A 24,089-nucleotide genomic window follows, 5' to 3' on the forward strand; every position below is an offset into this window, starting at 1 on the left:
ATCGTCCTCCGCTAGCCTGCCTGTATTGCGCCAACCGGGCTCTTCGCGCAACTGATGCGCGCCTGATCGAAGTCGTCGAAGATGGAATGAGCGCGCGCGATCACCGTCGCCGGCCTCGACTCGTCACACAGCTGGAACGAAAGCGGCAAATGCAGCGCCCGCTCGACGAAGCGGCTCGCATCGCGCTCGCAGGCAAATCCGAAAGCGTCGATGACGTCGTAACCGGCGTCTGCGGCTGCCGCGCGCAATGGATAATTTTGGACATGCATGCTCATGCCGGCAGCCCGGCGGGCACTCACCAGCTCGCTGCCCTCTCGATACCAGGCAGCCCTGAAATCATCTGCACTACAGCCGCTGCGCCGTTTTACGAAGCTGAACAGCCGCACCACACCCGAAGCTCTGTCGCCAAAAATCGGCGCCTCGAACACGCGCAGGCGTAGCAAGCCGGCCATATCGACGAACGTCTGCAGATCCTCGCGCACGGCGAGTACGTCGTCTTCGCGCGGCGGTTCGACGAACTCGATGCTTTCGTCGTACCACGCTTCGACGATCCAGTCGCAAGCCAGCGTGACAGTCCCTGCCTCGATCACGGGGTTCTGCACATAGCGCTTGAGACTACGCCGCAGATTCGACGCTGCGCTGACCAACAGTGCGTGCCGATTGCGCAGATGATCCAACGCTTGCGTCCGCGACATCCCAACCTGCGCGCGCGCGACGATGAGGTGCTTCGTCAACAGCGCTCGTGCGGGTGTGGGGCAGCGATCGATCATGGAATCAATGCTAGGAGTCGCAGCTCCGTGCGTCCAAGATGGAATGTGTATGCTAGGCAAACATGCGCTTTATGGTGCTGGCCGCGGCAAGGGACTCCACGCTGTAGCGACTGGCCCCGATCGCACTCGCCATGACCGGTTCGGAGCGCTCCGACAGCAAGGTTCGGATGATCTCCTGCACTGCGCCTAGCGGCGCGCTGAACGGTCGATCCGCGGACGAAACAAGCGCAGTCGTCACGCTGATCGTGGGCGCCACGATCCGTCGTGCGGTGATACTGCCGCCGCGCGCCAGGCGCGAAGCGACGCCGAACGGCAGGATCGAGCTCGCCAGTGATTGCTCGACGAGCCGCCGCACGATCGCGAGCGACTGCATCTCGAATGCGATGTTCACCTTGATGCCTTGCGCCTTCGCCGCCTCGCACACTTTGCGACGGATTACGCCGTTCGCCGCCGAGACCATTGCGAGCGGGTACTGCGTCACTTCGGCGACGGAGATGCAGTCGCCCTCCGGCGCGCTGCCGGACGTGACGAAATACAGGTCCTCCGTCAGCAACGGCTCGACCATCAGGCCACGCGTTTCGCTGGGTTGGAAAGCGAGCGTCATGTCGAGTCGTCCAAGCTCGACCCATTCGATCAGCACCGGGCTCAAGTCCTCGACCAGCCCGACATGCACATGCGGCAGCTCACGCGTGCAACGACGCACCAGCTCGGTGGCGAGCCAATCGCTGACGCTCGGCGGGATACCCACCGTCAGCTCGCCGTGCAGGCCCTGCGCACAGCTTCTGAGCTTGCGGACTGTCTCGGCGACCTTGTCGAGAACCTCGTTCGCGCCCTGCACCAGGATGGCACCCGCCGCAGTCGGCTCCACGCCGCGCGAGTGACGCAGCAGCAACTGTTGACCAAGCTCCTCCTCGAGCTTGCGCATCGCAAAGCTCAGCGCCGGCTGTGCGATGTGCAGCTGCTCGGCCGCTTTGGTGAAACTGCCAGCCTCCACGATTCGCACGAAATAGCGCAACTGGCGCACGTCCATCGATTCAGCCCCCGTGCCTGTTCGGTGGACGGCAAACGCGTTGGTATGCGCGTCGTCTCACCGGTCACCCTCTGTATCGCGCTTGCGCGCACCGCTGCGGCCCGCGCGCACCCCTTCCGACGTCAACCGCTCGCCGCCGCGGGACCACAAGCCACTGCGCACCTCTTCCATCAACACGATCAGGTGGGGACGAACGGCCTCGCCCACAACCTGCACGAAGGCTTCGTGGATCGCGTCTATCAACCGGTGCTGCTCATCCTCGGACAGCACGCGCTCGATGCATTTGATGGTGACGATCGGCATGACGATTCCCGCCGCGCTCAGGCACTCGTGCCGGAGCGCAGTTCCTCGAGTAGCCGCTGCCTGAGCTTGTACTTCTCGATCTTGTTCGTGGGCGTGAGCGGCAGTGCGTCGATGAACCGCACGTATTTCGGCACCATGTATCTGGGCATGATCTCGCGCGCGTGTTCCAGGAGCGCGTCCGCGCTCAAGCTCTCGCCTTCGATGAGCTGCACGAACACAGCGCAATCCTCTTCCTCGCCCACCGCCGCCGGCACGGCGACCGCTGCAGTGGCACGTATCTTCGGATGTTCATTCAGCAACGCCTCGATGGTGTAGGACGAAACCTTTTCTCCACGCACACGGAATACGTCTCCCATGCGGTCGACGAAGTGATACACCCCGTCTGCGTCGCGCGAGCACGCATCGCCCGTGTGAAACCACAGGTTGCTGCAAGCTTTCAACATTGCTTCCGACCGATTGAAGTAGGTCTTCAGCAGCAGCTCCGGGAAGCGCGGCCTGATGGCGAGCTGCCCGATCTCTCCATCTGGCAAAGCAGCGTCGGCATCATCGAGCAGGCACACATCGAACAAGGCACACGGCTTGCCCATGAAGCCCTTCTTGAGCGACGCGGTGCCATCGACACGCATCACACCATGCGCGGCAGCGCTGCTCAGAATGTCGCCGCGGGGGCGTCCCCGCCACTGTGCCGCGGCGGTACCCGTACCCTCGGGGCACTCTTCGATGAGACTCAGAAAGCCCAGCCCCGATTCAGTCTGTCCAAATCCGCACGTGACGAAATCGATGCCGAAGCGTCGCGCGACATCGTTGTGATTCGGGGGCAGCGGCTGCATGTGCACCATCTTCAAAGCGTTCTGCCGTTCGTGCGCCTCGTGCGGCGCACTCATCAGCCACGGCACCATCACGTCGAGCAGAATCGCGTGCGTCGCGCCCGAACGCTCGATGCGCTGCCAGAAGTGAGTGGAGCTGAACTTGTCGTAGAGCGCGACGGTGGCACCGAGCCACGCTGCTTTGGCGACTCTGAAGAACGCGCCACCGACGTGGTACATCGGCAGATCGCAGTAGAGCGTGTCATCGGCATTCAGCAGCTGCCGATAGAGGAACGTATATTGATTGATCCAGCGGAAGGGCTGCACGACACCTTTCGCGGGGCCGGTGGTGCCCGATGTGTAGACGATGTTCGCGACGTCGCCGTAGCCGCGAGCCACGGGTGTGAAATGACCCGAGGTGGCCATAACGTCATCGAGCCGATGGACCGTAGTGGCGCGAGCCAGGGATGGCGGCATACTGGCACCCGTGAAGTCATGGTCCGACTCGCGCGGCAGATGCATGACCAGCTTGGGCAGCCGCAACTCGCCGAGGATAGGGGCCAGGACGGAGCTCATATTCACATCCGTCAGCAGCACCTTCGGTGCGGTGTCGGCGAGTTGATGCGTGAGCAGTTTCCCCGTGTAGAGGAAATTGACCGGGCAGTAGACCGCGCCTGCTCGCCACGCCGCGAACATCGCCAGTGCCGCTATATAGGAATTGCGGGTGAATACGCTGATGCGATCGTCGGGTTGGACGCCGAGCGCGGCCAGGCCCGCGGCGAGCCGATCCGCCTCACGGCGAAACTCCGCGTAGCTGACTGGCCTGTCCTCCTCCCCGTAGTAGATGAAAGTCCTGTCCGGGGCGCGTGCGCTGATCTCATCGAGCTTGTCGGCTACGACATCACCGCTGGCAACCAGCGCTCGAAACAGCTGTTGGGGCGTCATGGCACCATCTCATACCGATGGGTATATATCAGCGCGCGCTGTATGCCGGCGCTTTGGTATGATCCGCACATAGCACCAGGAGACATGAATGTCACAGCAGGCCCTTGCGCAACGCGCCGCGCGCGGCAAGCTCGCCGGATCCGCCCAGCGCGTGCAGGCGTCCGCCGACCGCGTTGCCAAACGCGACCGGAACCGCCAGCGCATCCTGGACGCCGCCGCCGAGCTGTTCTTCGAGCGCGGCTATGCCGGCACCACCATGGATGCCCTGTGCGAACATCTCGGAGTCACCAAACCCTTCGTCTATTACTACTTCAAGGACAAGTCGCAGATCCTCGACACGCTCACGCTCGAATCCGCGAAGGTCACCCTGAGCTCGCTCAAGCCGGCCGCGGAGGCCAAGCAGAGCGCCGAGCAGCGGCTGCGGTTCGGCCTGCGCCAACTGCTCGACAATCACATCCGTCTGTTCAAGGCAGGTTCGCTCTATCATCGCGAGCAAGCGTTTCTCAGCCCCAAAGTGCGCACGCAGATGCGCGACATGTCGCGAGATTTTCACCGCGACCTCATGAAGCTGCTCGATGACGGAGTGGCCGCTGGCATCCTGCCGAAGCAGAACGTGCATCTCACGGCGCTCGCGATCGGCGGCATCCTCGGGTACATGTACACGTGGTACCAGCCGAAAGGCACTGTTGCGCCGGAGCAGGTCATCGAGCAGTTCCTGGTAATCATGCTGCGGGCAGCCGGGCAGGCACATGAGCGGGCTTCGCAGCCGGCGTAAGACCGAGCTGCATCGCGTGCTGCTCGAGGAAACGCGTGTCCACCTCGGCGGCGGCGAAGCTCGGGTGCGTGAGAATGGCGCGTAGCAGGCTCAGGTTCGTCGCCACCTGCTCCACGCGTGCGTGATCCAGCGCTTCCGCCATGCGACGCACGGCGCTGGCACGGTCAGGTGCCCACACGATGATCTTCGCGAGCAGCGAGTCGTAGTACATGCTGACGACATCGCCAGCCCGATAACCCGTCTCGATGCGCACGTCGTCCGACGGCGGCCCCAGGTCGAAGCGGCTGAGCCGCCCGGTCGAAGGCCGCAAGCCGGCCTTTGGATCCTCAGCGCAGACCCTGCACTCGATCGCATGACCGCGCACGCGAATGCCATCCTGCGCCGGCATGCTCGACTCGCCGTTCGCAAGCGCCAGCTGCATCGCGACGATGTCCAGGCCGGTGACCATCTCGGTGACGCAATGCTCGACCTGCACGCGCGTGTTCATCTCGAGGAAGTAGAACCGCCCGCCCGCTGCGTCGACGAGGAACTCGACCGTGCCCGGCCCCGCATAACGCTGGATCTCGGCCAGCCTCACGGCCGCCTCTGTGAGCGCGAGGCGCAGCGTGTCCGGCAAGTTCGGTACCGGACTCTCCTCGACGACCTTCTGGTACCGCCGCTGGATCGAGCAGTCGCGCTCGAACAGGTGCACGGCGCGCCCTTTGCCGTCGCCGAAGACCTGCACCTCGACGTGTCGCGCGCTGGCGATGAAGCGCTCGAAATAGACTGCGCCGTCGCCGAAAGATCGTTTGCACAACGATTGAGTAGCTGACACCACGCCTGGTAGCTCATCGGCACTGGTCACGAGCCTCATGCCGATACCACCGCCGCCAGCGGCCGCCTTCACTAGCAGTGGGTAGCCGACCTCAGTTGCCGCGGCATGCAACGCATCCACGGGCTCTTCGGCACGGAATGCACGGGAGCCGGGCAGTACCGGCACACCCGCTTGCAAGGCGATGTCGCGGGCGCGCTGCTTGTCGCCCATATCAGCAATCGTGCGCGGCTCAGGCCCTACCCAGATCAACCCAGCATCACGAACCGCCTGCGCGAAACACGGACTCTCAGCGAGAAAGCCATAGCCGGGATGCACCGCTTGCGCTCCCGAACGCAAGGCCGCTTCGATGAGGCGCTCAGCGCGCAGATAGCTCTCTCGTGCCGCGGCCTGACCTATTGAGATGCGATCATCCGCAAGCTCGGTGTGGAGCGCGCCCGCATCCGCCTCGGAGTAAACCGCAACGGCCTGCAGACCCAACTTGTGACACGCGCGAATCACGCGACAGGCGATCTCCCCGCGGTTGGCAACGAGAACGCGGCTAAACAGCGCCATGGTCGTGTGCCCGCAAGAAGTCTGCACGAATGACTGCATTGATCCTCATGCCGTGGCTCCGGCCCACAGCGGCCGACTGCAATCCACGCTCAGGCCGCCATCCACTGGAATGATCGAGCCGGTCACATACGCGCCGCCGCGGCCGCAAAGGAACAGGAGCGCGCCTGCAAGATCCTGCTCGCATCCGAGCCGCCGGGCGGGCACGTTCTGTGCGACGCGCTCGCGGCTGGACGCTTCTGTGGTTGCGAACGCAGTCATGCGCGTCACGAACAATCCCGGTGCGATCGCGTTCACTGTGATGCTGGAAGAGATCAGCTCCTTGGCGAGGATCCGAGTCAGATGATGTACCGCCGCTTTCGATGCCGCGTATGAGTACGCGCCCTCGCTGACTGGTTGGCTGCCCGCGATCGAGCCGATGTTCACGACGCGCGCGGGATCTTCGGCAGACGCTGCGTTTTTCAGCACTGGCAACAGCTCGCGTGTGAGCGTGAAGAGTCCCGCGACATTGACTGCGAACACGGACTGCCATGCATGGTGAGGAAAGCTGTCGAGCGCCGCGCCCCACGTCCGCCCCGCGTTGTTGACGAGAATGGACAAGCGATCGCAGCGCCCGCGCACCTGCTGTGCGAGCCCGACGACGCCTTCCTCGGTTGAAATGTCAGCAGCCAGCCCCATGGCAGCGCCGGTCGCATTCAGCGCGTTGAGACGCGCCGCCGCGTCGGTTGCCACCTGCTCTTCACGTGAGGTAATCAGAACCTGCGCTCCGGCTCTGAGCATCACTTCGGCCAGCATGCGGCCGATGCCCTGCGCGCCACCGGTGACGAGCGCGGTCTTGCCGTGCAGTGCGAACAGAGTCTCCAGACAAGCCGCTGCCATGGTCGCGCTACGGCCTGAAGGTGAATAGCGCGCGCCCGGGACGGCGCATCGGCGCCGCGAGGTTGGCGAATTCGCACAAGAGCGGACGCGTCTCGCGTGGCGCGATGATCTCTTCAATGAGGAATCGCTCAGCCGTGAGGAACGGCGAGCGGACGCGGTTCAGTCGCTCCGTGATTTCCTCTTTGAGCGCTTCCGGGTCAGCCGCTGCCGCGAGCTGCGCCTTGTACGCAGCCTCGATCCCGCCTTCGATCGGCAGCGAGCCCCAGTCGGCGCTCGGCCACGCGTAGCGATAACGATAGCGCGTGTGATTGCACATCGCGGCGCCCGCGACGCCGAAAGCCTTGCGCACGATGATCGTGCACCATGGAACGGTCGCCTGATACACGCTCGCGAGCGCGCGCGCACCATGGCGCATCGTGCCCGCCTTCTCCGCCTCGACGCCGACCAGCATGCCGGGGATGTCGACGAAGTGCACGACGGGCAGGTGAAATGTCTCGGCGAGCTCGATGAACCGCACCAGCTTCTGCGCCGAGTCCGCCGTCCATGCGCCGCCGTAGATCATCGGATCGCTCGCGATGATCGCGACCGGCCAGCCGTCCAGACGCGCAAGCCCGGTGATCGCCGAGCGCCCCCATCGCTTGCCGATCTCGAAGAAGCTGCCGCGGTCGAGCACGCCCTCGAGCACCTGACGCATCTTGTAGACCTGCCTTCGGTTGCGCGGCACGATCTCATCGAGCCACGGCTCGCAGCGCTCAGGTGTATCTTCCGGCGCAGCGCGCGGTGCAAGCTCATCGGTGTTCGAGGGCAGATACGAGAGGAAGCGCCGCGCTTTTTCGAACGCGTCCGCCTCGTTCTCCGCGATGTCGTCGATCGCGCCGCTGCGAGCGTGAACTTCCGCACCGCCAAGCTCATCCTTGGAGACGTTCTGGCCAAGCGCCGCAACGATGGCCGGCCCTGCTGCGAACATGTGGCCCACGTCGCGCAACAGCAGGGAATAGTGACTCGACACCAGCCGCGCTGCGCCGAGCCCGGCGATGGAGCCCAGGCCGAGGGAGATCACCGGCACGCGCGCGAGGTTGGCCACCACCCAGTTCCAGCCGGGATTCGCCGGCACGTAGGTGTAACCATTCGTCTCGAGCATCTTGACGGAGCCGCCGCCACCGCTGCCGTCGATGAGCCGCACCATCGGCAGACCGAGCTCATGCGCCATCTGCTCGGCTTGGATCTGCTTCTCGTGAATCGCTGCGTCCGCAGCGCCGCCGCGCACGGTGAAATCATCTGCGCACACCGCCACGACACGGCCATCGATCTTGCCGCGCCCGAACAGGGAATTGGCAGGCACGAAACTGCTCATCGTGCCGTCCTCGCGGTAGCTTGCCGCTCCGGTGATCGAGCCCAGCTCGCGAAAGCTACCGCGATCGAGCAGCTGGTCGATGCGCTCGCGCACAGTCAGCTTGCCCCGCTCGCGATGAATGCGGACCTTCTCTGGCCCGCCCATCTCGAGCGCCGCGGCCTGCCGCGCACGCAGCTCGGCGATCTGCTCAGCCCAACTGCGATCGGATTGCGACATGGTGTGTCAGCTCTCCACCGTTGCGACCACGTCGCCTTCCGCCACAGCGCCATCTACAGCCACGTGCAGGCGCACGACGCGCCCCGCACACGGCGCTTCAACGGGGATCTCCATCTTCATGGATTCGAGGATCAGGATCGGCTCGCCTTCGCTCACATGCGCGCCCTCAGCTGCCTCGAGCCTCAGGACGATGCCGGCGATGCTGGCAGTGACTTCAACTCTAGCCATCGTGTAACCGATACCCCTGCTGCGAAACCAATGAACGCCACCCCGTCCGGATCGCGCACCCGACGACGATCGAAGCCAGGCCGGTGCTCGCGATCATTTCAGTGAAGCCTCGCGGAACCGCTCACGCGCATCGGCCCGCCGGGCATTCCTGCACTGGCCGCGGCGGACTCGATCGGCGCAAACGTCAAGATGTCTTGCACCAGAGTAGGCGTCGACGTGTACGGGGCCCAATCGAGCTCAGCGCGTGCGCGGGCGCCGCTTGGTCTGTTATCCAGTGTCAGAAGCGTCGTGTAGAACGCTCCCCAGAGATCGTCAGCACGATGTCGCAAGATGCTGCGCACAGGCACACCAAGCGCCGCGCCGATGGACTCGGCAAGCGCACGCATCGAAATCTCCGCGCCAACTGCGTTGTATATGCTCGAAGACCCGACGCCGAGCGCGCTGACATACAGCTGCGCGAGATCTCGAACATGCACCGTGGGCAGGCGGTTGACCCCCGTTCCGACAAATCCGCTAATGCCCTCCGCTTGCGCTGCAAGCATGAGACGCTGCAATAGACCTTTCGCCGCAAATCCGTGCGTGATGACCGGCACGCGGATCGAGACGCTGCGAACACCGGCCCTGCTACCCTCCTTCAACAGGGCTTCGGCAGCTCTGCGGCGTTCGAGCACGAAGCCCGGTTCACCTGCAAATGACTCATCGACGGGCACGGGTCCGGTGTTGCCCAACATGCCGGTCGCGGTCGTTACGACAAGGCACTTCTGCGTGCCGGCATACGCGTGCAGGATTGCACGAATCACGCGCTCGTCTTTCTGCATCGCCAAGCTCAGATCCCGGGCCTGGTGATCGAACGCGAGATGGATCGTCGCATCCGCGGCAGCAGCCGCGGATGCCATGGACCCAGGATCGTCGAGATCGGCCAGCGTGACTTCGACTGCGACGCCTTCATCTGTGAGGCGTCGCGCCGAATCGCGCGTGCGCACCGCCGCTATCACGCGGTGCCCGCATTCCTGCAGTGCCGAGACGACGTGACAGCCGATATAGCCCGTCGCTCCTGTCACTAGCACACGCAAGGCCGCGCTCCCCGTGCTCTCATTCACCGAAGCGGTAGCGCACGGACGCCGTCCATGTGGCCGGCAATCCATATGAGGCCACGGAGATGCCGACGAAGCCGGAGCTGAAGCCGCTGGTGATATATGTCTCGTCCGTCACGTTCTGGCCGGACACAGCGAACTCCCAGCGCTCGTCGGCCGAGCGCAGCGCGGCACGCAGGCTCAACAGTCCGAACGCATCCTGCTCGATCGAAGGGCTGTTCTCGAAATCCGTAAACATGCTGCTCTTGTATGCATAGTCCGCTCGCAGCACCACGGAGCCGAAGGAGATCGGCATCTCGTACTGCAGGCCGAGGTTCGCCGCCCATTCCGGCGTCTTCGGCAACTGCGAGCGCTCGCTGAATGTCGGGCGCAAGCGGTCATCGACGCGTTCGAACTCGTTGTCGATGTACGCGAGCCCCGCGAATATGTCGAAGCCGCGTGCCGGCCGCGCCGTGATTTCCAGCTCCGCGCCACTCACGACCACTTCGGCGGCGTTGTAAACCAGCGAACAGAATCCCGCGGACGGCGGGCACGCGCCGGCACCGCCCGAGAAGGTCGCGCGGAACTGCAGATCATCGTATTGACTGTAGAACACATCACCGTTGACGCGCAGGCGGCTGTCGAACCACTCGGTCTTGAAGCCCGCCTCGTAGGTCGTCGCGGTTTCCGGATCGTACGGCTGCAGATCCTGGATGCCATTGATGACCTGATAGTTGAAGCCGCCGCTCTTGAACCCTTCAGCGTAGGAGACGTACAGCAACGCAGAGTCGCTCGCGTGGTACTCGAAGCTCAACTTCGGCGTCCACGAGTCCCATTCGGCGTGGCGCTGCGTGCCGGCTGGGATCAGCGGCGTGTTGGTCGGGACGCGGATCGAGAACGCGTCGAGATCCTTCGTCTCTTCGCTGTAACGCAGGCCCGCCGTGACGCTGAACTTGTCGGTGAAGTCATAGGTGAGTTGCGTGAACAACGCCCAGGTCTTCGTCTCGGGGTTCATCCACTGATCGGTGTTGATGACGGGCACCTCGGGCGCAATGCGATTGCGGCTGAGCTCGTCGATCTCTTCGGTGAAGTAGTACGCGCCGACCATCCACTGCAGGGCGTCCTCGAAGCTGGCGCCGGCGAGCCGCAGCTCCTGGCTCCACTGCTTCTGGTCCGTGTAGCCCTCGATTTCCTGAATGCGCTGCGGAGCGCTGTCCGTGTCGAGCCCGACGGCCGCCTCGAGCGTGCGGAACGCGGTGATCGAAGTGATGGACACGTCGGGAGTCAGTTCCCACTCCAACGTGCCGGACACGCCGAACACATCGAGGTCGTTGAAGTTGAGATCGCTCTGCGCCGCGTTGTTCTGGAAGTCCCCGGTCGTCACCCAGCTGCTGTCGAACGGGCCATACGGCGGACCGGCGATCACATTGTTATAGATCGTCGGAATCGTGCCGGGCGCCGAACCCACCGTGCCGATGAGACGATTGAACTGTCCGGCCTGCCGCTGGCGAGTGCCGTCGGCGATGAGCACGAAGCTGCGGTTGTTCTCAGGCGATGACCAATGCGTCACCCAACGCGCGCTCTGGCTGTCCACGTCGCCGAATTCATCACCGGTGATGAGGCTCTTGGCGTAACCGTCGCGGCGGCGGTTCGACAACGACAGCTTGGTCGTGAGATTGTCGGTGACGGCCAATTGCAGCCCGAGCTTCTGATCGAACTGATCATAGGAACCGGCGCGCAGCTCCACGTATCCACCCGTCTCGCCGGTCGGCAGCGCCGAGACGATATTGATCGCGCCGCCGATGGTGTTCTTGCCGAACAACGTGCCCTGCGGACCGCGCAGCACCTCGACGCGCGCGAGATCCACCACGTCCATCACCTGACCCGTCGCGCGGCCGAGAAACACGCCGTCGACATACACGCCGACACCCTGATCGCTCAGCGGGTTGTAGTCGATCTGACCAATGCCGCGGATGAAGACCGTAGCGGTCGAGCCGCCGCCGCCGGTACGCGCGCCGGACTGGAACGTCAGGCCTGGCGTAAATCGATCCAGCTGATCGAGCGTCGTCACGTCACGCTCTTGCAGGTCCTGCCCGGACAATGCAGTGATCGAGATCGGCACGTCCTGCACCTGCTCGGCGCGTTTGCGGGCCGTGACGATCACCTGTTCGATCTGCAGGAGGTCCTGGCCCGCGCTCTGGTTGTTCGCAGTGTCCTGTGCCGCGGCCTGTCCGCTGGCGAGCGCCAGCGTCGCAACGACCGCAGCGGTTACGATTGAGCTTGGATTTTTCATTTCCCCCACCCCGTTACTGATATAATTATACGACCTCGAAGTATTTTTATCGCATTATGCACATCACAACGAATCTGTATAGCCCCTGACGTATCGCAAAGTCCGAAAGAGCCGATGACCGAGTGGCAACTTCCCTATTAATGTCGCTCCGAATGCGCCCACCGGGTGCTTTTCGGACGAGCGCCGCCAAGCCGTCGCCGCCGCTTCAGCGGCAGGTCCGCTGGCTGCGCGATGCCCCATGCAATATACTTTTCAGTACAACGACTCGTGGAGAACCCGCATGCCGCGCCTACGCCAAGTGAGCCGAGCCGAGGTCACCGATCCGGTGACCGCATACGTGTACCAGCGCAAGTTCGGTGACCGCGATCCGGTGGCCGAGCCCGGCACCGCGAGCGGCGCGCCGGGCAACTGGGAGACAGTCTTCGCCCAATCCCCCGACCTGCTCGAGCACGCGATGCGCGGCTTTCAAGCCTGGCAGAGCCCCAATCGCAAGCTCGACCCCATCCTGCGCGAACTGGCGATTACACGCGTGGGTTGGGTATGCGGCTGCCAGTTCGCGTACTCCCAGCACTGCAAGGTCCTGCGTGGAGAAGGTGCCGACGAAGCGTGTGTGGCCGCCATCCCGCATTGGCAGGTCTCATCCGCTTACACCGCGCCACAACGCGCCGTTCTCGCTTATGTGGATTGCTTGTGCCAGCAGCACGGGCGAACGCCGGATGCATTGTTCGATGAGCTCAAGCGGCACCTGGACGAAGAGCAGATCCTCGAGCTCACGTACTTCACTTCCATGTACATCATGCATTCCACCATGACCCGCGCGCTGCGCCTGGAGTTCGACGACCGGCCGGATCCGATCGTCGAAGTGCCCGCGCCGCCGGGGTATGCATACCGTCCCGGCGCCGCGCCGCTGAACCTGCCATCGCGCTGACCCGATCGAGCCAGCCATGCACATCGATTTCAGTACCGCCAAGGGCCGGTCTTCCTATCGCTTCCTGGTCGGGGCAATTGCACCGCGCCCGATCGCGCTCGTGAGCACGATCGATGCCGCGGGCCAGCGCAATCTCGCGCCGTTCAGCTATTTCAATCTCATGAGCGCCGCGCCGCCCGTAGCTGTGTTCTCAGTGACCCAGCCCGCGGACCGGGCCAAGAAAGACACGCTGACGAACGTCCTGGCGAGTGGAGAGGCAGTGATCCACATCGTGAGCCATGCGATCGTCGAGCGCATGAACCTGGCCAGCGTCGCCTATCCGAACGGCGTGGATGAATTCGCCAGGACCGGCTTCACCCCGGTCCCCTCCTTGCAGGTGCAGCCGCCGCGCGTCGCTGAAGCGTCGATCGCGTTCGAATGCACGCTCATCCAGTCGATTCCGCTCGGCACCGCGCGGGGCGCCGGGACGCTCGTCATCTGCCAGATCCGTGTGATGCATATTGATGATCGAGTGCTCACGGCCGATTCAATGAGCATCGATCCGCAGGCACTCGATGCCGTGGCACGCATGGGCGATGATTGGTATTGCCGCGCGAGCGGTCCCGCAGTGTTCAGCCTGCCTCGTATTCATAGCGATCGCGCGGTCGGCGTCGACGGGCTGCCTGCGGCACTACACTCGTGCGGCGAATGGTCCTCCGAAGAATTGGCGCGTCTCGCGCTGGCGGAGGAGTTGCCGAGCAGTGATGAAGTAAACGAGTTCCGCAGCGGTCACCGGCTGGCGACGCGCCAGACTCTAGCTGCAATTGCGCGCCAACATCTTGCGCACTTCGACGTGCGATCAGCGCTGTTGGCGGCGATCTGTGCCTCGCAAGCAGCGGCTGAGCAATCATGCGTCACGATATGAAGGAGTAACTTCATGCCTCCTGGCGATCAGTCCACGCCGACGCCCACGGCCCCCGATCTCGCAAAACAGATGCGGGAGGCAATGCGTCGCATGGCCGCCTCTGTCGCGGTAGTGAGCTCGCGACGGGCAGGCGAACGATATGCGATGGCGGCGTCCGCCGTTACATCGCTGTCGCTGGATCCGCCCTCGTTGCTGGTGTGCATAAATCGCGAAGCGTCGATCTATCCGGTCCTCGCCGCGGGCAGCCGTTTTTGCATCAATGTCCTCTCGGCCGCGCACGAAGCTGTGTCGGCCGCCTGCAGCGGCGCACGCAAAGGCGAAGCGCGCTTCGCGGTGGGCGACTGGCGTGATGACTCCGACACAGGAACTCCGTATCTTGGTGATGCCCAGGCCAGCCTCATTTGCTCGATGGACGCGGTCCACCAGTACGGCACGCATGGCATCGTGATCGGCCTGGTGGAGCGCGTCTTGCTTCACGGGGAAGTGAACCCACTGATCTATCTCAACGGTCGCTATCGGTCGATCCGTCAAACCGACCCGATGTTACAGTCTCAATGAGCCCGCGCACGATGGACGCTGTGCGTGTTGCCCGGTCAATCTGAAGAGGTGCAGGCGTATGATCTTCCATCTTTCCATTGCAGCAGACGACCCGGCCCGCGTCGCGCAGGCGCTCGCGCGATTGTGGCGCGGCGAAGCCTTCGCATTTCCGCAAGGCGCGAAGGGATCATGGATGGCGATGGCAGGCGATGATCGCAATTCGGCGGTCGAGGTCTATCCGCGCGGCTATGTCCTGACGCCCGGCGAGGATCGCGACGAGAAGTGGCCCGCGGCCGCCAAGGAGCTGCGACGCTCGGCGACGCATGCTGCAATTGGGACACCGCTCACGCGCGAGGAAGTATTCGCGCTTGCCGAACAGGAAGGCTGGATGGCGCGGTATCTTCGCCGAGGCGATCAATTCGGCATCATCGAGGTATGGGTCGAGAACGCGGTCCTGTTCGAAGTGCTCACGTCTGAAATGCAGCAGGAATATCTACAGACGCAGACGCTCGAGAAGTGGCGTGCGAAGGTTAGCCAGGCAGGCGCGCAGCAGCGCGCTGGCTGATCAGGCTCCGCGCTGCGCGCAACTTATCGGAATGCGTCGATGTTTCGTTGCGCCCACTCTTGGTAGGTGCGCGAGCGCTGCCCGGTGATCCGCCGCGTGTCCGGGCGCGGGAAATTCCACGGCGCTTCGGGCGAACGCAGCGCGCGCAACTTTCCGTCCGCCTCAGCCTGGTTGGCGTAAACGCGCCGGAACGCGGCGCGCGCCTCGTCGTCCGAAAGCTCGACGAAACGCAAGGGGCGCGAGAGTAGCGTTGCCAGCACTTGAGTCTGCTGTTCAGGCGTGATCGATTCCTCACCCGTTAGCGCATAAGTCTGGCCGATGTGCCCGGTCGCTGTGAGCGCTTCGGCGGCGACGCATGCGATGTCGTAAGGGTCGATCGGCGCATATGGAATGTTCCGCAGCACGCATCGCACGGTAGCTTCGTTCCTGATGGCTTGCGCCCAGCCGAGCGTGTTGGAGCTGAACGCTCCGCCGCGCAAGAGCGTCCAGTCGAACCCAGACGCTTCGATAATGCGCTCGGCCTCGCGATGTTCGAGCGCGAGCGGATTGGAATCGGTCATTTCGGCGGCCAGCGAGGACAGCATGACGACATGCCGCAGCGGCGACGAGCGCGCGGCACGGGCAAGGTTCGCCGCCTGGGCAGGCAAGCTTGTGTCCGGCCCCATGAAGAACATGCGGTCGATGCCCGCGAGTGCGCGCTCGATCGCTTCCGCGTCGTCGAGATCCCCGCGCACCACTTCGACGCCCCCCGGCAGCCGAGCGGTTTCGGGATGGCGGGTCAGCGCCCGCACCGCCTGGCCGCGATCGAGCAGCAGTTTCACCAGTTCCCGGCCCACTTTGCCGGTTGCTCCCGCAACGAGAATGGTCGGCACGGCACTCATCCGTTGAACCCATCTTCGAAGATTGAAGGTACGGGCGGCGCCAGAGCGAGCGTGTTGACGATCATCGCATGCGCCACGTAGCGAGCGATGACCATCATCACTGCAATCGCATTCGCCGCTCCGAGCGAGCGCACGCTCTGCTCGAACAGCGGACCGGCCGCCTTGCCGCGGCTTTCGAGCACTGTGAGCACCAGGCTTTGCACCTCGCAATCTTCGCGGCTCATCAGCTTGGCCTCACTGGGGCGCAGCGCGATGACCTCGGCCACCCAGTCCCGCCCAAACCCGAGGCGGACCGACAGCCGCTCGTGCTGATTCAGCTCATACGCGTTATCCATCCATCGTGCCGCAGTGAGCGCGACGACCTCCACGAGCCGCTTCGGCAGGTCGCGCTTGGCAGCCTCGGTGAAGTCGATGAACGCCTCGAGCGCCTGGGGCTGATGGGCCGCGCAGCGGAAGAACTCTCCGAGGTAGCCGAGCCGCTGCACGCGCGGCTCGAGCTTGGCGGCCAGGCTCGGCGGCAACTCATGGAACTCCAAACGAGGCAGCGGGGACATGCTCATGGACCGTGGCCATTAATTCGATATCTTATTGTACGAGATCGCTTCGAATCCGTCACCCAGCGCGCCGCTCGCCGCGGCCGAGCGTCCGCAAGCACCGACCGGCGCGAACGCCCTGCCGATTCCTGAGATGGCATATACTTCGGCATCTATCAACGAGCAGAGGACTGGCAAGTGGCTCAAGGCAAGCGTGCAACGGCACAGGGTGCGGGTAGCTCGGCCAGGCGGACCGCGCTCGATGACAGCATGGGCTATCTGGTGCGCAAGACGTTCCGCGCGTTCACGCGCGCGCTCGAGCAGCGTCTCGCGGAGCACGATGTCTCGATCAGCATGTGGTTCTTCCTGCGCCGGCTATGGGAAGGAGACGGCCTGACTCAGAAGGATCTGAGCGCCGAGCTGGGCCTCACCCAGCCAACCACCGTTGCCGCCATGGACAACCTCGAACGGCGCGGGCTGATTCGCCGCAGCCGCAATCCCGATGACCGCCGCAAGATCAACATTTATCTGACTTCCGCCGGCAAGGACCTGAAGCGCTCCCTGTCCAAGTATGCAACCGAGATCAACGAGATTGCACTGAGCGGGTTCAGCAAGTCCGAAGTTGCGACACTACGTGACATGCTCTTGCGCATTCTCGACGCGTTGAGCGCGGACGCCGCGGCGCACGGCGACGTGGCACCGAGCGAGGATCTCTAAGCTCATCGCTTACGGCCGGCGCCGTACCCGACAGGCGGCCGGTAACGCCAGTCGAGCCGCTCACCGCTCGGCAAACGCGCATCGAACGTGGTGAAGTGATATTGCTCGTGGCCCGCAGCCGTGTCGTCGACGAGACAACGCAATGCAAACGCCACGCTGGAGAACGCGATCTCGTGCCACGGAATGGCATGCAGCGGGTACAACGCAACCTCCTGGCTCTCGGCGCCGATGCCAAACTCGGCCGACTCCAGCTGCGCGCGGAACACGACATGCACTTCCTCGGCATTCAGCAGGTGCGCGATCGCCAATAGTTTGCCGATGCGCACTCGCGCATGCGCCTCCTCCATCGACTCGCGCGCGGCCGCTTCCTGGAGAGTCTCGCCGGTCTCCATGTAGCCCGCCGGAATCGTCCAGTAACCGCGCCGCGGCTCGATGCTGCGACGGCAGAGCAGAATGCCACCGTCGAGCTGCGGCACGCAGCCCACGACCAGACGCGGATTGACGTAGTGGACCCAACCACACGCATCACAAACGTAACGCGGCAAGCGGTCGCCGGCTGGGACGCGCAATGTCACCCCGGCGCCGCACTCCCCGCAGAACTTCATCAGCTGCCTCGAGCGGTCGCCTGAATTTCAGCATCGCCGCTGTCCAGCCGCGGATAATCGACGTAGCCGCGAGCGTCGCCGCTGTAGAAAGTCGAGGTGTCCGGTGCGTTGAGCGGCAGCTGCCGCTCAAATCGTTCCGGCAAATCAGGATTGGCAATGTACGCGGCGCCGAACGCGATCAAATCCGCTTCCCCAGCTTGCAGTGTCCTCTCGGCGCGTTGAGCGTCGTAGCCGCCGCCAAGGATCAATGAGCGCTGGAACTTGCGCCGGATGAGGGGCGCTATCGGTGCGATACCCGGCGGACGACCGACTTCGCGCTCGACGACCTCTAGAAAGCCGATGCCCAGGGCATCGAGCGCTTCGACGAGGCAGGTAAATGTCGAGACCGGATCGGAGTCGAATGCCGAGAGCATCGAGCTCCACGGCGTAATCTTGTAGCCGACACGCTCAGCTCCCCACTCCTCGATGACGGCCGCGGCGATCTCCAGTGGCAGGCGAATCCGATGCTCCACGGATCCGCCGTAAGCATCTGTCCGCTTGTTCGAACCATCACGCACGAACTGATCGAGCAGATAGCCATTGCCCCCGTGCAGCTGCACGCCGTCGAAGCCCGCAGCCTTGGCATGCGCCGCGGCCTGACGAAACTGCTCGACGATGCCTGCCATCTCCTCGATCCGCAGCGCGCGAGGCGTCGGGATGGGTTGAAAGCCCTTCGAAGTGTAGACGTTGCCCTCCGGCGCGATAGCCGAGGGTCCGACCGGCAACTCGCCGCCCTGGAACTCCGGATGCGACGCGCGGCCGACGTGCCACAGCTGCAACATGATCCTGCCGCCCGCGCGGTGAACGGCGTCGACGACTGCTCGCCAGCCGTTCACTTGCTCTTCGGAGTAAATCCCGGGCGTGCGCACGTAGCCCACTGCTTGCGGACTGACGGGCGAACCTTCAGTGACTATCAATCCCGCGCTTGCTCTTTGCGTGTAGTACTCGACGGTGAGCGGCCCGGGGATGTTGCCGGATAGCGCGCGACTGCGCGTCATCGCAGGCATGACCATCCGATTCGGCAGTTCGAGGCCGGCGAACGAATAGGGTGATAAGAGCTTCACGGGTTTATCGACTCCTCGCGCGCGCGTCCGGTGAGCAGTTCATACGCCTGCGGGCTCATGCCTCGGCGCGACGGATCCCACTCGTAGCCGGCAAATGCTCCGCGTTGGACTGCCGGACGTGCCGCAATCCGCTCGAGCCACGCGCGCACGTACGGATAGTCGTCAAGCCGCAACCCGTGGATGGCATATCGCGTAACCCCGGGCCAGCACATGATGTCCGCGAGCGAATAGTCGTCGACGAGGTACTCCCGATCCGAGAGGCGACGATCGAGCGCTGTGTAAAGTGTGGCCAGGTCCGCGGCGTACTTGCGTGATGCAAACGAGAGGGCATCGGCGTTCTCCACCGTCTTGGGCGCGACGTGGAGAAAGTAGGCAAGCTGCGCACTGACCGGGCCGAGATTGGCTGCCTGCCAGATCATCCATTGATCGATCGCGCAACGTGTGCGCGGATCGGCCGGATACAGCAAGCCCGTCTTGCGGCCGAGATACTGCAGTATCGCAGCCGATTCGAACACGGTAATCGGCGCCGCGCCGGGACCCTCGGGATCGACGATCGCGGGGATCTTGCCGTGCGGATTCACCGAGCGGAACTCCGGCCGGTGCTGCTCGCCGCTGTAGAGATCGACGCGGCGCAGGACATAGGGCAGCCCCATCTCCTCCAGTGCGATCGGGACCTTCCAGCCATTCGGCGTGGGCCAGTACAGCAGCTCGATCGGCTGTGTCTGTGGATCCACTTGCAACTGCCTTCAGCGCACGGGCCAGGGTTCGCTGGCGAGATATGCCGTATAGGCGCTCACCACCAGATCCCAACCATACGGCGAGAAGAACGCGCGGCGCACCAGTTCGACGTTGGTCGTGCGATGCATGTCGCGGTGTTCCAGGTCCACCAGCGTGCTGCCCCCGACGTGCGGCATGAACCGCACCTCCAGCTGGCTCTCCCCGATGGCCTGCCGGTCGGCATCGGGCGAGAAGATCAAGGGCCAGGAGGCGAGCAAGCGATTCGGCGCATCGAAGGCGAGTACCGTTCCGCGATGAACCCGGCCGCCGCCTTGGACGCGCTCGTACCATTCGCCCCCGACTCGCGGCTCGAACCCCACCCCGAGCACGCCGTCGGCGCCCCGACGATGATCGTGCGGCCACCAGCCGCCCTTGCCGTTCACGAACTCCTCGAAGGCGCGCGACGGCGAGGCCGCCACGACGAAGGTGCGCTTGTAGTTCAGGGGGATGACCGGCTGCATCTGTGAGCTCCGCTCGGGCGACCAGGCGCCTCGTGATTATTTGATGTCGAATATACCTCCCAGTATCTGATGGAGGCAATCTCCGTCGCTATCGATTAGCGATATCAGCCTATATAAATGGCGTTTTGCGCACTTTTATGCAGATTAATGCCGATATCCATAGATCCCTTCGATAGCTAACTATAAATTCTTCATATGCGCGCGCCCTTTCCGCCGCTGCCAGCTTCGGCCAGCTTCAGCGGCGCGACGCGCTCACGTTCTCGATGACTTCGCACGCCACATGAGTCGAGCACCCACGGCTCTCCTGGTCATCGCTCGATTATGCGTGCATAAAATCGATTACAAATCGATCGGATTGCAGAATTTCAATTATGGACGAATGCCCGCTCTCGGTTACGCACCTGGAATCAGCAAATCCAGCGCCGTGATGATCGCGCTTCGCGGATCGGCAGCGCTGCCGAACCGCTTCATCCTCAAAGGAGCGATGCTTGTTGCGACCTGGTTTGATGATCCGCGCCGCCCCCACTCGAGATCTGGATCTCCTCGGCTCATATCGACGCAGCTATTTGCCAATAATACAAGTCGATGCATCTACGCCGCCGCCACTTCGGGCGAGGGCGAAGCCAATCTTGACTGACGACGCCGAAGTGCCACTCTCCAGTCGGACACAATTCTCCGGGGAAGCGCAGCAATGAACGCTCAAACAGCCATCGAACTGACCGATATTGAACTGATTGATTTTGGAAACGCCCTGCAGCAAACGAAGCAAGCAGATGGCCTTACGGTGTTCGATCACTTTTATGGTATTGGCCCTTGGGGTAAAGCAGACGCTTAGTGGCTTTAGAATGCACTGGTCAGCTTCAGCCACCAGGTCCGTCCCTCAAGATCCGACTGGGAAGTGTCGAATCCGTAGTTATCACCGATCTCTGCAAATGGGGCGCCTTTGTCCAGAACGTTGAAGGCGCCCGCGGATAAGGAGAAGCGCTCCGAAAAATCCCACGTCAAGTTGACGTCCCAAAGCGTGCTCGATGGGATGTCACGATCGGCGCGAACACCCGATGCTGCGAAGTAGTCGCTGTACGACGAGTGATAGCGGCCGCACAGATCAATCCTCCACACGGCACTCTCCGACTTTACGCAACCAACTGCGCGCCACCGCGGGATGGTCCCAAATACACTGGCCACACCGACGCGATTGCGAAGAGTTCCGTTCCGTATCGGGAGCTCGCTCTCGCGAAATTCGTCGGTGTAGGTGAGGTCGAGGCGCGGCTCGACAGTGATGGCTCCGATGTCAAAACGCTTCTGTAAGGCCAGATCGATGCCGCTCGTCTGCGTAATGCCGAAGTTCCCCCGAGTGATGTCGACGAGTCGAAGCCTGCCGGGCAAGCCCGCCAAGTTGTCGGCGGCAGTGGGTGGGTCCCGACGAACTCGATCAATTGTCAGCTGATTCTCATTGGCGAGCAACACGAAGGGCGGGACCACGCCAACCCGGTTGCGCATTCTCACATTCCACAGGGTGATCGATGACCGCCAACGATCAGCGCTGTCTTTCCAAGAAGCGCCCACGCTGATCGAATGAGAGGTAGTCGGCCGCAAATTCACGTTGCCTCCCCCAATGATGCAGGATTTCGCGCATTGGGCCCACCCGATTTCCTCTGATTGGACCCACCTTGCATGGGATACCGGCGGAGCCGCAGGCGACGGGTTTTACGCGTCCTTTTTGCGCGAAGCAAGTTTCCTGGCTTTGACCCCGCGGTAGCTCTCGCCGGTGACCTCGATGGTGAGCGCCGAGTGCTGCAGCCGATCGAAGATGGCGTCTGCGATGACGGTGTCCGCGATCACCTCGCTCCAGTGAGCCAGTGGCAACTGAGACGTGAACACCACGGACTTGCTGCTCGATCGCTCTTCCAAGACTTCGCAAAGATCCTGCGCCTCGGTGGCAGTCAGCTTTCGGCTGCCCATCTCATCGAAGATGATCAGGTCGAACTTGGCGAGCTTGTCACGATAGCGAAGATACGTGCCGCTGGCGCGGGCGAGATTGAGATTCTCGAGCCACTTGGTGATGCTGGTGAACAGGACGGATTTGCCGCTCGCGCAGGCGTGCAGTCCCGCGGCCTGCGCCACGAAGGTCTTGCCGACGCCGGTTGGCCCAATGAGCATCAGTGGCCGCGCATCGTCGAGCCAGCCGAGACTCTGGATCTCTTTGATCTGCGGTCGAGTAAGCGAACGCTTCGCGGTGAAGTCGAAGTCTTCGAAGGCCGGCCGATCGCGGAACCGGGCGGTTCTGATGCGGTTGGCGGTTTTGCGCTGTTGTCGGTAATCGATTTCAGCTTGCACCAACTGATTGAGCAGCTCGCTGCCACTGAGCTGATCGCGGGTGGCCTCGGCGAGCGCGTTGTCCAACACGCCGAGCATGCCGAGCAACTTCATCTCGGCCAACTGATTCTTCACGAGTGCAATACTCATAACGGTAGATTCTCCTGGGCTGCAGTGGAAGAGAGAGGAGGCTCGTCGGCGGCCTGCAGCGCCGCGCCGCCAACGTACCGGAGCATGGGATTGCCGGGCTTGCGCACGATGTCGCGCTCGGCCTGGGAGTTCGTCGATTGTTTACGCGCCTGAGCGAGCAGATCCTTGAAGTACGGAACGCGGATCCGGTTGTAGCGTCGCATGGTGACAATCGCCGCAGCGATGCGTACGCTGGCGAGCTCGTGTCCAACGAGATTGATCTCTTTGGTACAAGCCGAGACCAACCCCATGGCGCGACGGATATGTGCAAAGACGTCTTCGTTGAACAACTCGACGAAGAGCGCGTGAAGATCGGCGTGAATGAAGCGCGATTGCGACAACAGCCGCTGCGGTGTCGCCTCGTAGTAGGCATCGGAGTTCGGCGGGAAGTGTTCCTTGATCTTGATCCGTTGACCGGTTTTCATGCGGCAGCGTGGATGGATCGCCAAACGCTCCAGGTCCAGGAAGATCTCGACCTGGTTCTCGGTGAGCTTGATTCGTAGTGTTTTATGACGATGGATGTGTGGCGCGCTGTAGTAATCGCCTTCCACGGCGACGAAGCAGTCCGGATGCAACTTCGCCTCCTTCCACTCGCCGCCATCGTACTCGGTGGCGGGCAACGCCTTGAGTGCCGCCTTCTCGATCGTCTCGAAGCGTTCTCGGCGCGAGACGACAAAGCGTCGATGCCGCTGCTCATTGATGCGCTCGACGCAGACCATGAGTGCGCGATTGATCTCGGTGATGGAGGTAAATCGTGAATGACGAAAGCGGAAGCGAAAGTAGCGACCGAGGATCTTGACGAGCCCCTCGACGATCGCCTTGTCCTTCGGCTTTCTGACCCGCGCCGGAACAATTGCGGTTGAGAAGTGCGCAGCCATGTGCGCGTAGTCTTCGTTCAGATCGGGATCATACAAGTGACACTTGACGACTCCTTGCCGCAAACAATCGGGCACGGTGACGTGAGGCACGCCGCCGTAAAAGGCGTACATGCGTCGATGGCTGGCGATCCAGTTCCGACTCTTCATGTCCTCCGCCGCCCAGGCGAACAGCAATTGGCTGAAGCCGAGACCTGCCACGAACACATAGGCTTTGTGGATCTCGCCAGTTTTGATGTCGTACCACTCGATCGCGTCGCCGGCATAGTCAACCTCGACGCGCTCGGCGGGCTCGAACGTCCGCGCGGTGACGCTGGCATCACGACACTGCGGGAACTTGCGATAGAACTGTTTCCAGAAGTTCGAGTAGGTCGTCAGCGTCTGCGCCTTCTCTTCCCAAATGAACTTCAGCGGATGACCGAGACCCAGATCGTGGATGACCATCGGCCAATCGAGCTGCGACATCCACAACGGATCCGGGCTGGCTGCGACAGCGTGTGTCACGCGCACGCCGTCGCGGATCTCACGCACCAAGCGGCGAGAACAACTCAACGCGCTCGCGATCTCGCGCACGCTACGGCCCTCGGCGAGCCGTCGTTTGATTTCTTCGTATCTCTGCACCGTCAATTCCCTCCGCGCCATCCAGCTCCCCCGTGCGAGAAA

At 63.1% G+C, this 24,089-nt stretch carries 27 protein-coding genes; 8 read left to right on the forward strand and 19 right to left on the reverse strand.

Annotated elements, in window-relative coordinates:
• Positions 1-11 precede the first annotated feature (11 nt).
• The 4 genes from VGE08_RS15265 to VGE08_RS15280 are packed head-to-tail and all read right to left on the reverse strand — an operon-like array spanning position 12 to position 3,854.
• The gene (locus VGE08_RS15265) at positions 12-770 is read right to left on the reverse strand and encodes a hypothetical protein (RefSeq protein ID WP_331068769.1); all 759 of its coding nucleotides are present in this window, start codon (positions 768-770) and stop codon (positions 12-14) included.
• A gap of 52 nt (positions 771-822) precedes the next feature.
• Positions 823-1,800: a LysR substrate-binding domain-containing protein gene (locus tag VGE08_RS15270; RefSeq protein WP_331068770.1), complete on the reverse strand. Its 978-nt coding sequence runs from the start codon at positions 1,798-1,800 to the stop codon at positions 823-825.
• Positions 1,801-1,857: 57 nt separating this feature from the next.
• Positions 1,858-2,103, reverse strand: coding sequence for a tautomerase family protein (locus VGE08_RS15275; RefSeq protein WP_331068771.1), 246 nt, complete (start codon positions 2,101-2,103; stop codon positions 1,858-1,860).
• A gap of 17 nt (positions 2,104-2,120) precedes the next feature.
• Positions 2,121-3,854: a class I adenylate-forming enzyme family protein gene (locus VGE08_RS15280; RefSeq protein WP_331068772.1), complete on the reverse strand. Its 1,734-nt coding sequence runs from the start codon at positions 3,852-3,854 to the stop codon at positions 2,121-2,123.
• Between the two features lie 88 nt (positions 3,855-3,942).
• On the opposite strand from VGE08_RS15280, the gene VGE08_RS15285 reads away from it, so the two are divergent.
• On the forward strand, positions 3,943-4,629 hold the full coding sequence (locus tag VGE08_RS15285; protein WP_331068773.1) for a TetR/AcrR family transcriptional regulator: 687 nt from the start codon (positions 3,943-3,945) through the stop codon (positions 4,627-4,629).
• Here the strand turns inward: VGE08_RS15285 and VGE08_RS15290 are convergent.
• The 6 genes from VGE08_RS15290 to VGE08_RS15315 all read right to left on the reverse strand — a co-directional run bounded on the left by VGE08_RS15290 (position 4,577) and on the right by VGE08_RS15315 (position 12,035).
• A complete protein-coding gene (locus VGE08_RS15290) occupies positions 4,577-5,995 on the reverse strand; it encodes an acetyl-CoA carboxylase biotin carboxylase subunit (protein ID WP_331068774.1) in 1,419 nt (472 codons plus the stop codon). The genes VGE08_RS15285 and VGE08_RS15290 overlap by 53 nt on opposite strands.
• Before the next feature lie 45 nt (positions 5,996-6,040).
• The gene (locus VGE08_RS15295; protein ID WP_331068775.1) at positions 6,041-6,871 is read right to left on the reverse strand and encodes an SDR family oxidoreductase; all 831 of its coding nucleotides are present in this window, start codon (positions 6,869-6,871) and stop codon (positions 6,041-6,043) included.
• Between the two features lie 7 nt (positions 6,872-6,878).
• Positions 6,879-8,441, reverse strand: coding sequence for an acyl-CoA carboxylase subunit beta (locus tag VGE08_RS15300; protein WP_331068776.1), 1,563 nt, complete (start codon positions 8,439-8,441; stop codon positions 6,879-6,881).
• Between the two features lie 6 nt (positions 8,442-8,447).
• Positions 8,448-8,669 (reverse strand): acetyl-CoA carboxylase biotin carboxyl carrier protein subunit, encoded by a 222-nt coding sequence (locus tag VGE08_RS15305; RefSeq protein ID WP_331068777.1) that lies wholly within the window; start codon positions 8,667-8,669, stop codon positions 8,448-8,450.
• A 98-nt stretch (positions 8,670-8,767) separates the two neighbouring features.
• A complete protein-coding gene (locus VGE08_RS15310; protein WP_331068969.1) occupies positions 8,768-9,736 on the reverse strand; it encodes an NAD-dependent epimerase/dehydratase family protein in 969 nt (322 codons plus the stop codon).
• Between the two features lie 25 nt (positions 9,737-9,761).
• Positions 9,762-12,035 carry a TonB-dependent receptor gene (locus VGE08_RS15315; protein ID WP_331068778.1) on the reverse strand — a complete coding sequence of 758 codons (2,274 nt, stop codon included), beginning with the start codon at positions 12,033-12,035 and terminating at the stop codon, positions 9,762-9,764.
• Between the two features lie 280 nt (positions 12,036-12,315).
• On the opposite strand from VGE08_RS15315, the gene VGE08_RS15320 reads away from it, so the two are divergent.
• Genes VGE08_RS15320 through VGE08_RS15335 form a run of 4 tightly spaced genes read left to right on the forward strand, consistent with a single transcriptional unit; the run spans position 12,316 to position 14,969 of the window.
• A complete protein-coding gene (locus VGE08_RS15320; RefSeq protein WP_331068779.1) occupies positions 12,316-12,963 on the forward strand; it encodes a carboxymuconolactone decarboxylase family protein in 648 nt (215 codons plus the stop codon).
• A gap of 16 nt (positions 12,964-12,979) precedes the next feature.
• Positions 12,980-13,867 carry a flavin reductase family protein gene (locus VGE08_RS15325; RefSeq protein WP_331068780.1) on the forward strand — a complete coding sequence of 296 codons (888 nt, stop codon included), beginning with the start codon at positions 12,980-12,982 and terminating at the stop codon, positions 13,865-13,867.
• Positions 13,868-13,879: 12 nt separating this feature from the next.
• Complete coding sequence (locus tag VGE08_RS15330; RefSeq protein ID WP_331068781.1) at positions 13,880-14,425, forward strand: flavin reductase family protein; 546 nt, start codon at positions 13,880-13,882, stop codon at positions 14,423-14,425.
• Positions 14,426-14,483: 58 nt separating this feature from the next.
• Entirely contained in the window at positions 14,484-14,969 is a 486-nt protein-coding gene (locus tag VGE08_RS15335; RefSeq protein ID WP_331068782.1) for a hypothetical protein, read from the forward strand.
• Between the two features lie 23 nt (positions 14,970-14,992).
• Here VGE08_RS15335 and VGE08_RS15340 read toward each other — a convergent pair whose 3' ends face one another.
• Both VGE08_RS15340 and VGE08_RS15345 read right to left on the reverse strand, forming a co-directional pair.
• Positions 14,993-15,850, reverse strand: a complete 858-nt coding sequence (locus VGE08_RS15340; RefSeq protein ID WP_331068783.1) for an NAD(P)H-binding protein — start codon at positions 15,848-15,850, stop codon at positions 14,993-14,995.
• Complete coding sequence (locus VGE08_RS15345; RefSeq protein WP_331068784.1) at positions 15,847-16,410, reverse strand: carboxymuconolactone decarboxylase family protein; 564 nt, start codon at positions 16,408-16,410, stop codon at positions 15,847-15,849. Before VGE08_RS15345 ends, VGE08_RS15340 begins: the two co-directional genes overlap by 4 nt.
• A 171-nt stretch (positions 16,411-16,581) precedes the next feature.
• Between VGE08_RS15345 and VGE08_RS15350 the strand changes: the two genes are divergently transcribed.
• Positions 16,582-17,100, forward strand: coding sequence for a MarR family transcriptional regulator (locus VGE08_RS15350; RefSeq protein ID WP_331068785.1), 519 nt, complete (start codon positions 16,582-16,584; stop codon positions 17,098-17,100).
• A 2-nt stretch (positions 17,101-17,102) separates the two neighbouring features.
• Here VGE08_RS15350 and VGE08_RS15355 read toward each other — a convergent pair whose 3' ends face one another.
• Genes VGE08_RS15355 through VGE08_RS15370 form a run of 4 tightly spaced genes read right to left on the reverse strand, consistent with a single transcriptional unit; the run spans position 17,103 to position 20,046 of the window.
• Positions 17,103-17,705: an NUDIX hydrolase gene (locus VGE08_RS15355; RefSeq protein ID WP_331068786.1), complete on the reverse strand. Its 603-nt coding sequence runs from the start codon at positions 17,703-17,705 to the stop codon at positions 17,103-17,105.
• Positions 17,705-18,808 (reverse strand): alkene reductase, encoded by a 1,104-nt coding sequence (locus VGE08_RS15360; protein ID WP_331068787.1) that lies wholly within the window; start codon positions 18,806-18,808, stop codon positions 17,705-17,707. Before VGE08_RS15360 ends, VGE08_RS15355 begins: the two co-directional genes overlap by 1 nt.
• A complete protein-coding gene (locus VGE08_RS15365; protein ID WP_331068788.1) occupies positions 18,805-19,542 on the reverse strand; it encodes a glutathione S-transferase family protein in 738 nt (245 codons plus the stop codon). Before VGE08_RS15365 ends, VGE08_RS15360 begins: the two co-directional genes overlap by 4 nt.
• Positions 19,543-19,554: 12 nt before the next feature.
• A complete protein-coding gene (locus tag VGE08_RS15370; RefSeq protein ID WP_331068789.1) occupies positions 19,555-20,046 on the reverse strand; it encodes an SRPBCC domain-containing protein in 492 nt (163 codons plus the stop codon).
• A gap of 280 nt (positions 20,047-20,326) precedes the next feature.
• Between VGE08_RS15370 and VGE08_RS15375 the strand changes: the two genes are divergently transcribed.
• A complete protein-coding gene (locus VGE08_RS15375; protein ID WP_331068790.1) occupies positions 20,327-20,683 on the forward strand; it encodes a hypothetical protein in 357 nt (118 codons plus the stop codon).
• A 54-nt stretch (positions 20,684-20,737) separates the two neighbouring features.
• Complete coding sequence (locus tag VGE08_RS15380) at positions 20,738-20,881, forward strand: hypothetical protein (protein ID WP_331068791.1); 144 nt, start codon at positions 20,738-20,740, stop codon at positions 20,879-20,881.
• Between the two features lie 5 nt (positions 20,882-20,886).
• On the opposite strand, the gene VGE08_RS15385 is transcribed toward VGE08_RS15380, so the two are convergent.
• The 3 genes from VGE08_RS15385 to istA form a co-directional block, all read right to left on the reverse strand.
• A complete protein-coding gene (locus VGE08_RS15385) occupies positions 20,887-21,648 on the reverse strand; it encodes a TonB-dependent receptor (protein WP_331068792.1) in 762 nt (253 codons plus the stop codon).
• A gap of 105 nt (positions 21,649-21,753) precedes the next feature.
• Positions 21,754-22,512 carry an IS21-like element helper ATPase IstB gene (gene istB / locus VGE08_RS15390; protein ID WP_331068793.1) on the reverse strand — a complete coding sequence of 253 codons (759 nt, stop codon included), beginning with the start codon at positions 22,510-22,512 and terminating at the stop codon, positions 21,754-21,756.
• The gene (istA, locus tag VGE08_RS15395; protein WP_331068794.1) at positions 22,509-24,047 is read right to left on the reverse strand and encodes an IS21 family transposase; all 1,539 of its coding nucleotides are present in this window, start codon (positions 24,045-24,047) and stop codon (positions 22,509-22,511) included. The genes istB and istA overlap by 4 nt, the downstream gene beginning before the upstream one ends.
• Positions 24,048-24,089 lie beyond the last annotated feature (42 nt).

The sequence above is a fragment of the Steroidobacter sp. genome (assembly GCF_036406195.1).
Taxonomy (GTDB): domain Bacteria; phylum Pseudomonadota; class Gammaproteobacteria; order Steroidobacterales; family Steroidobacteraceae; genus Steroidobacter.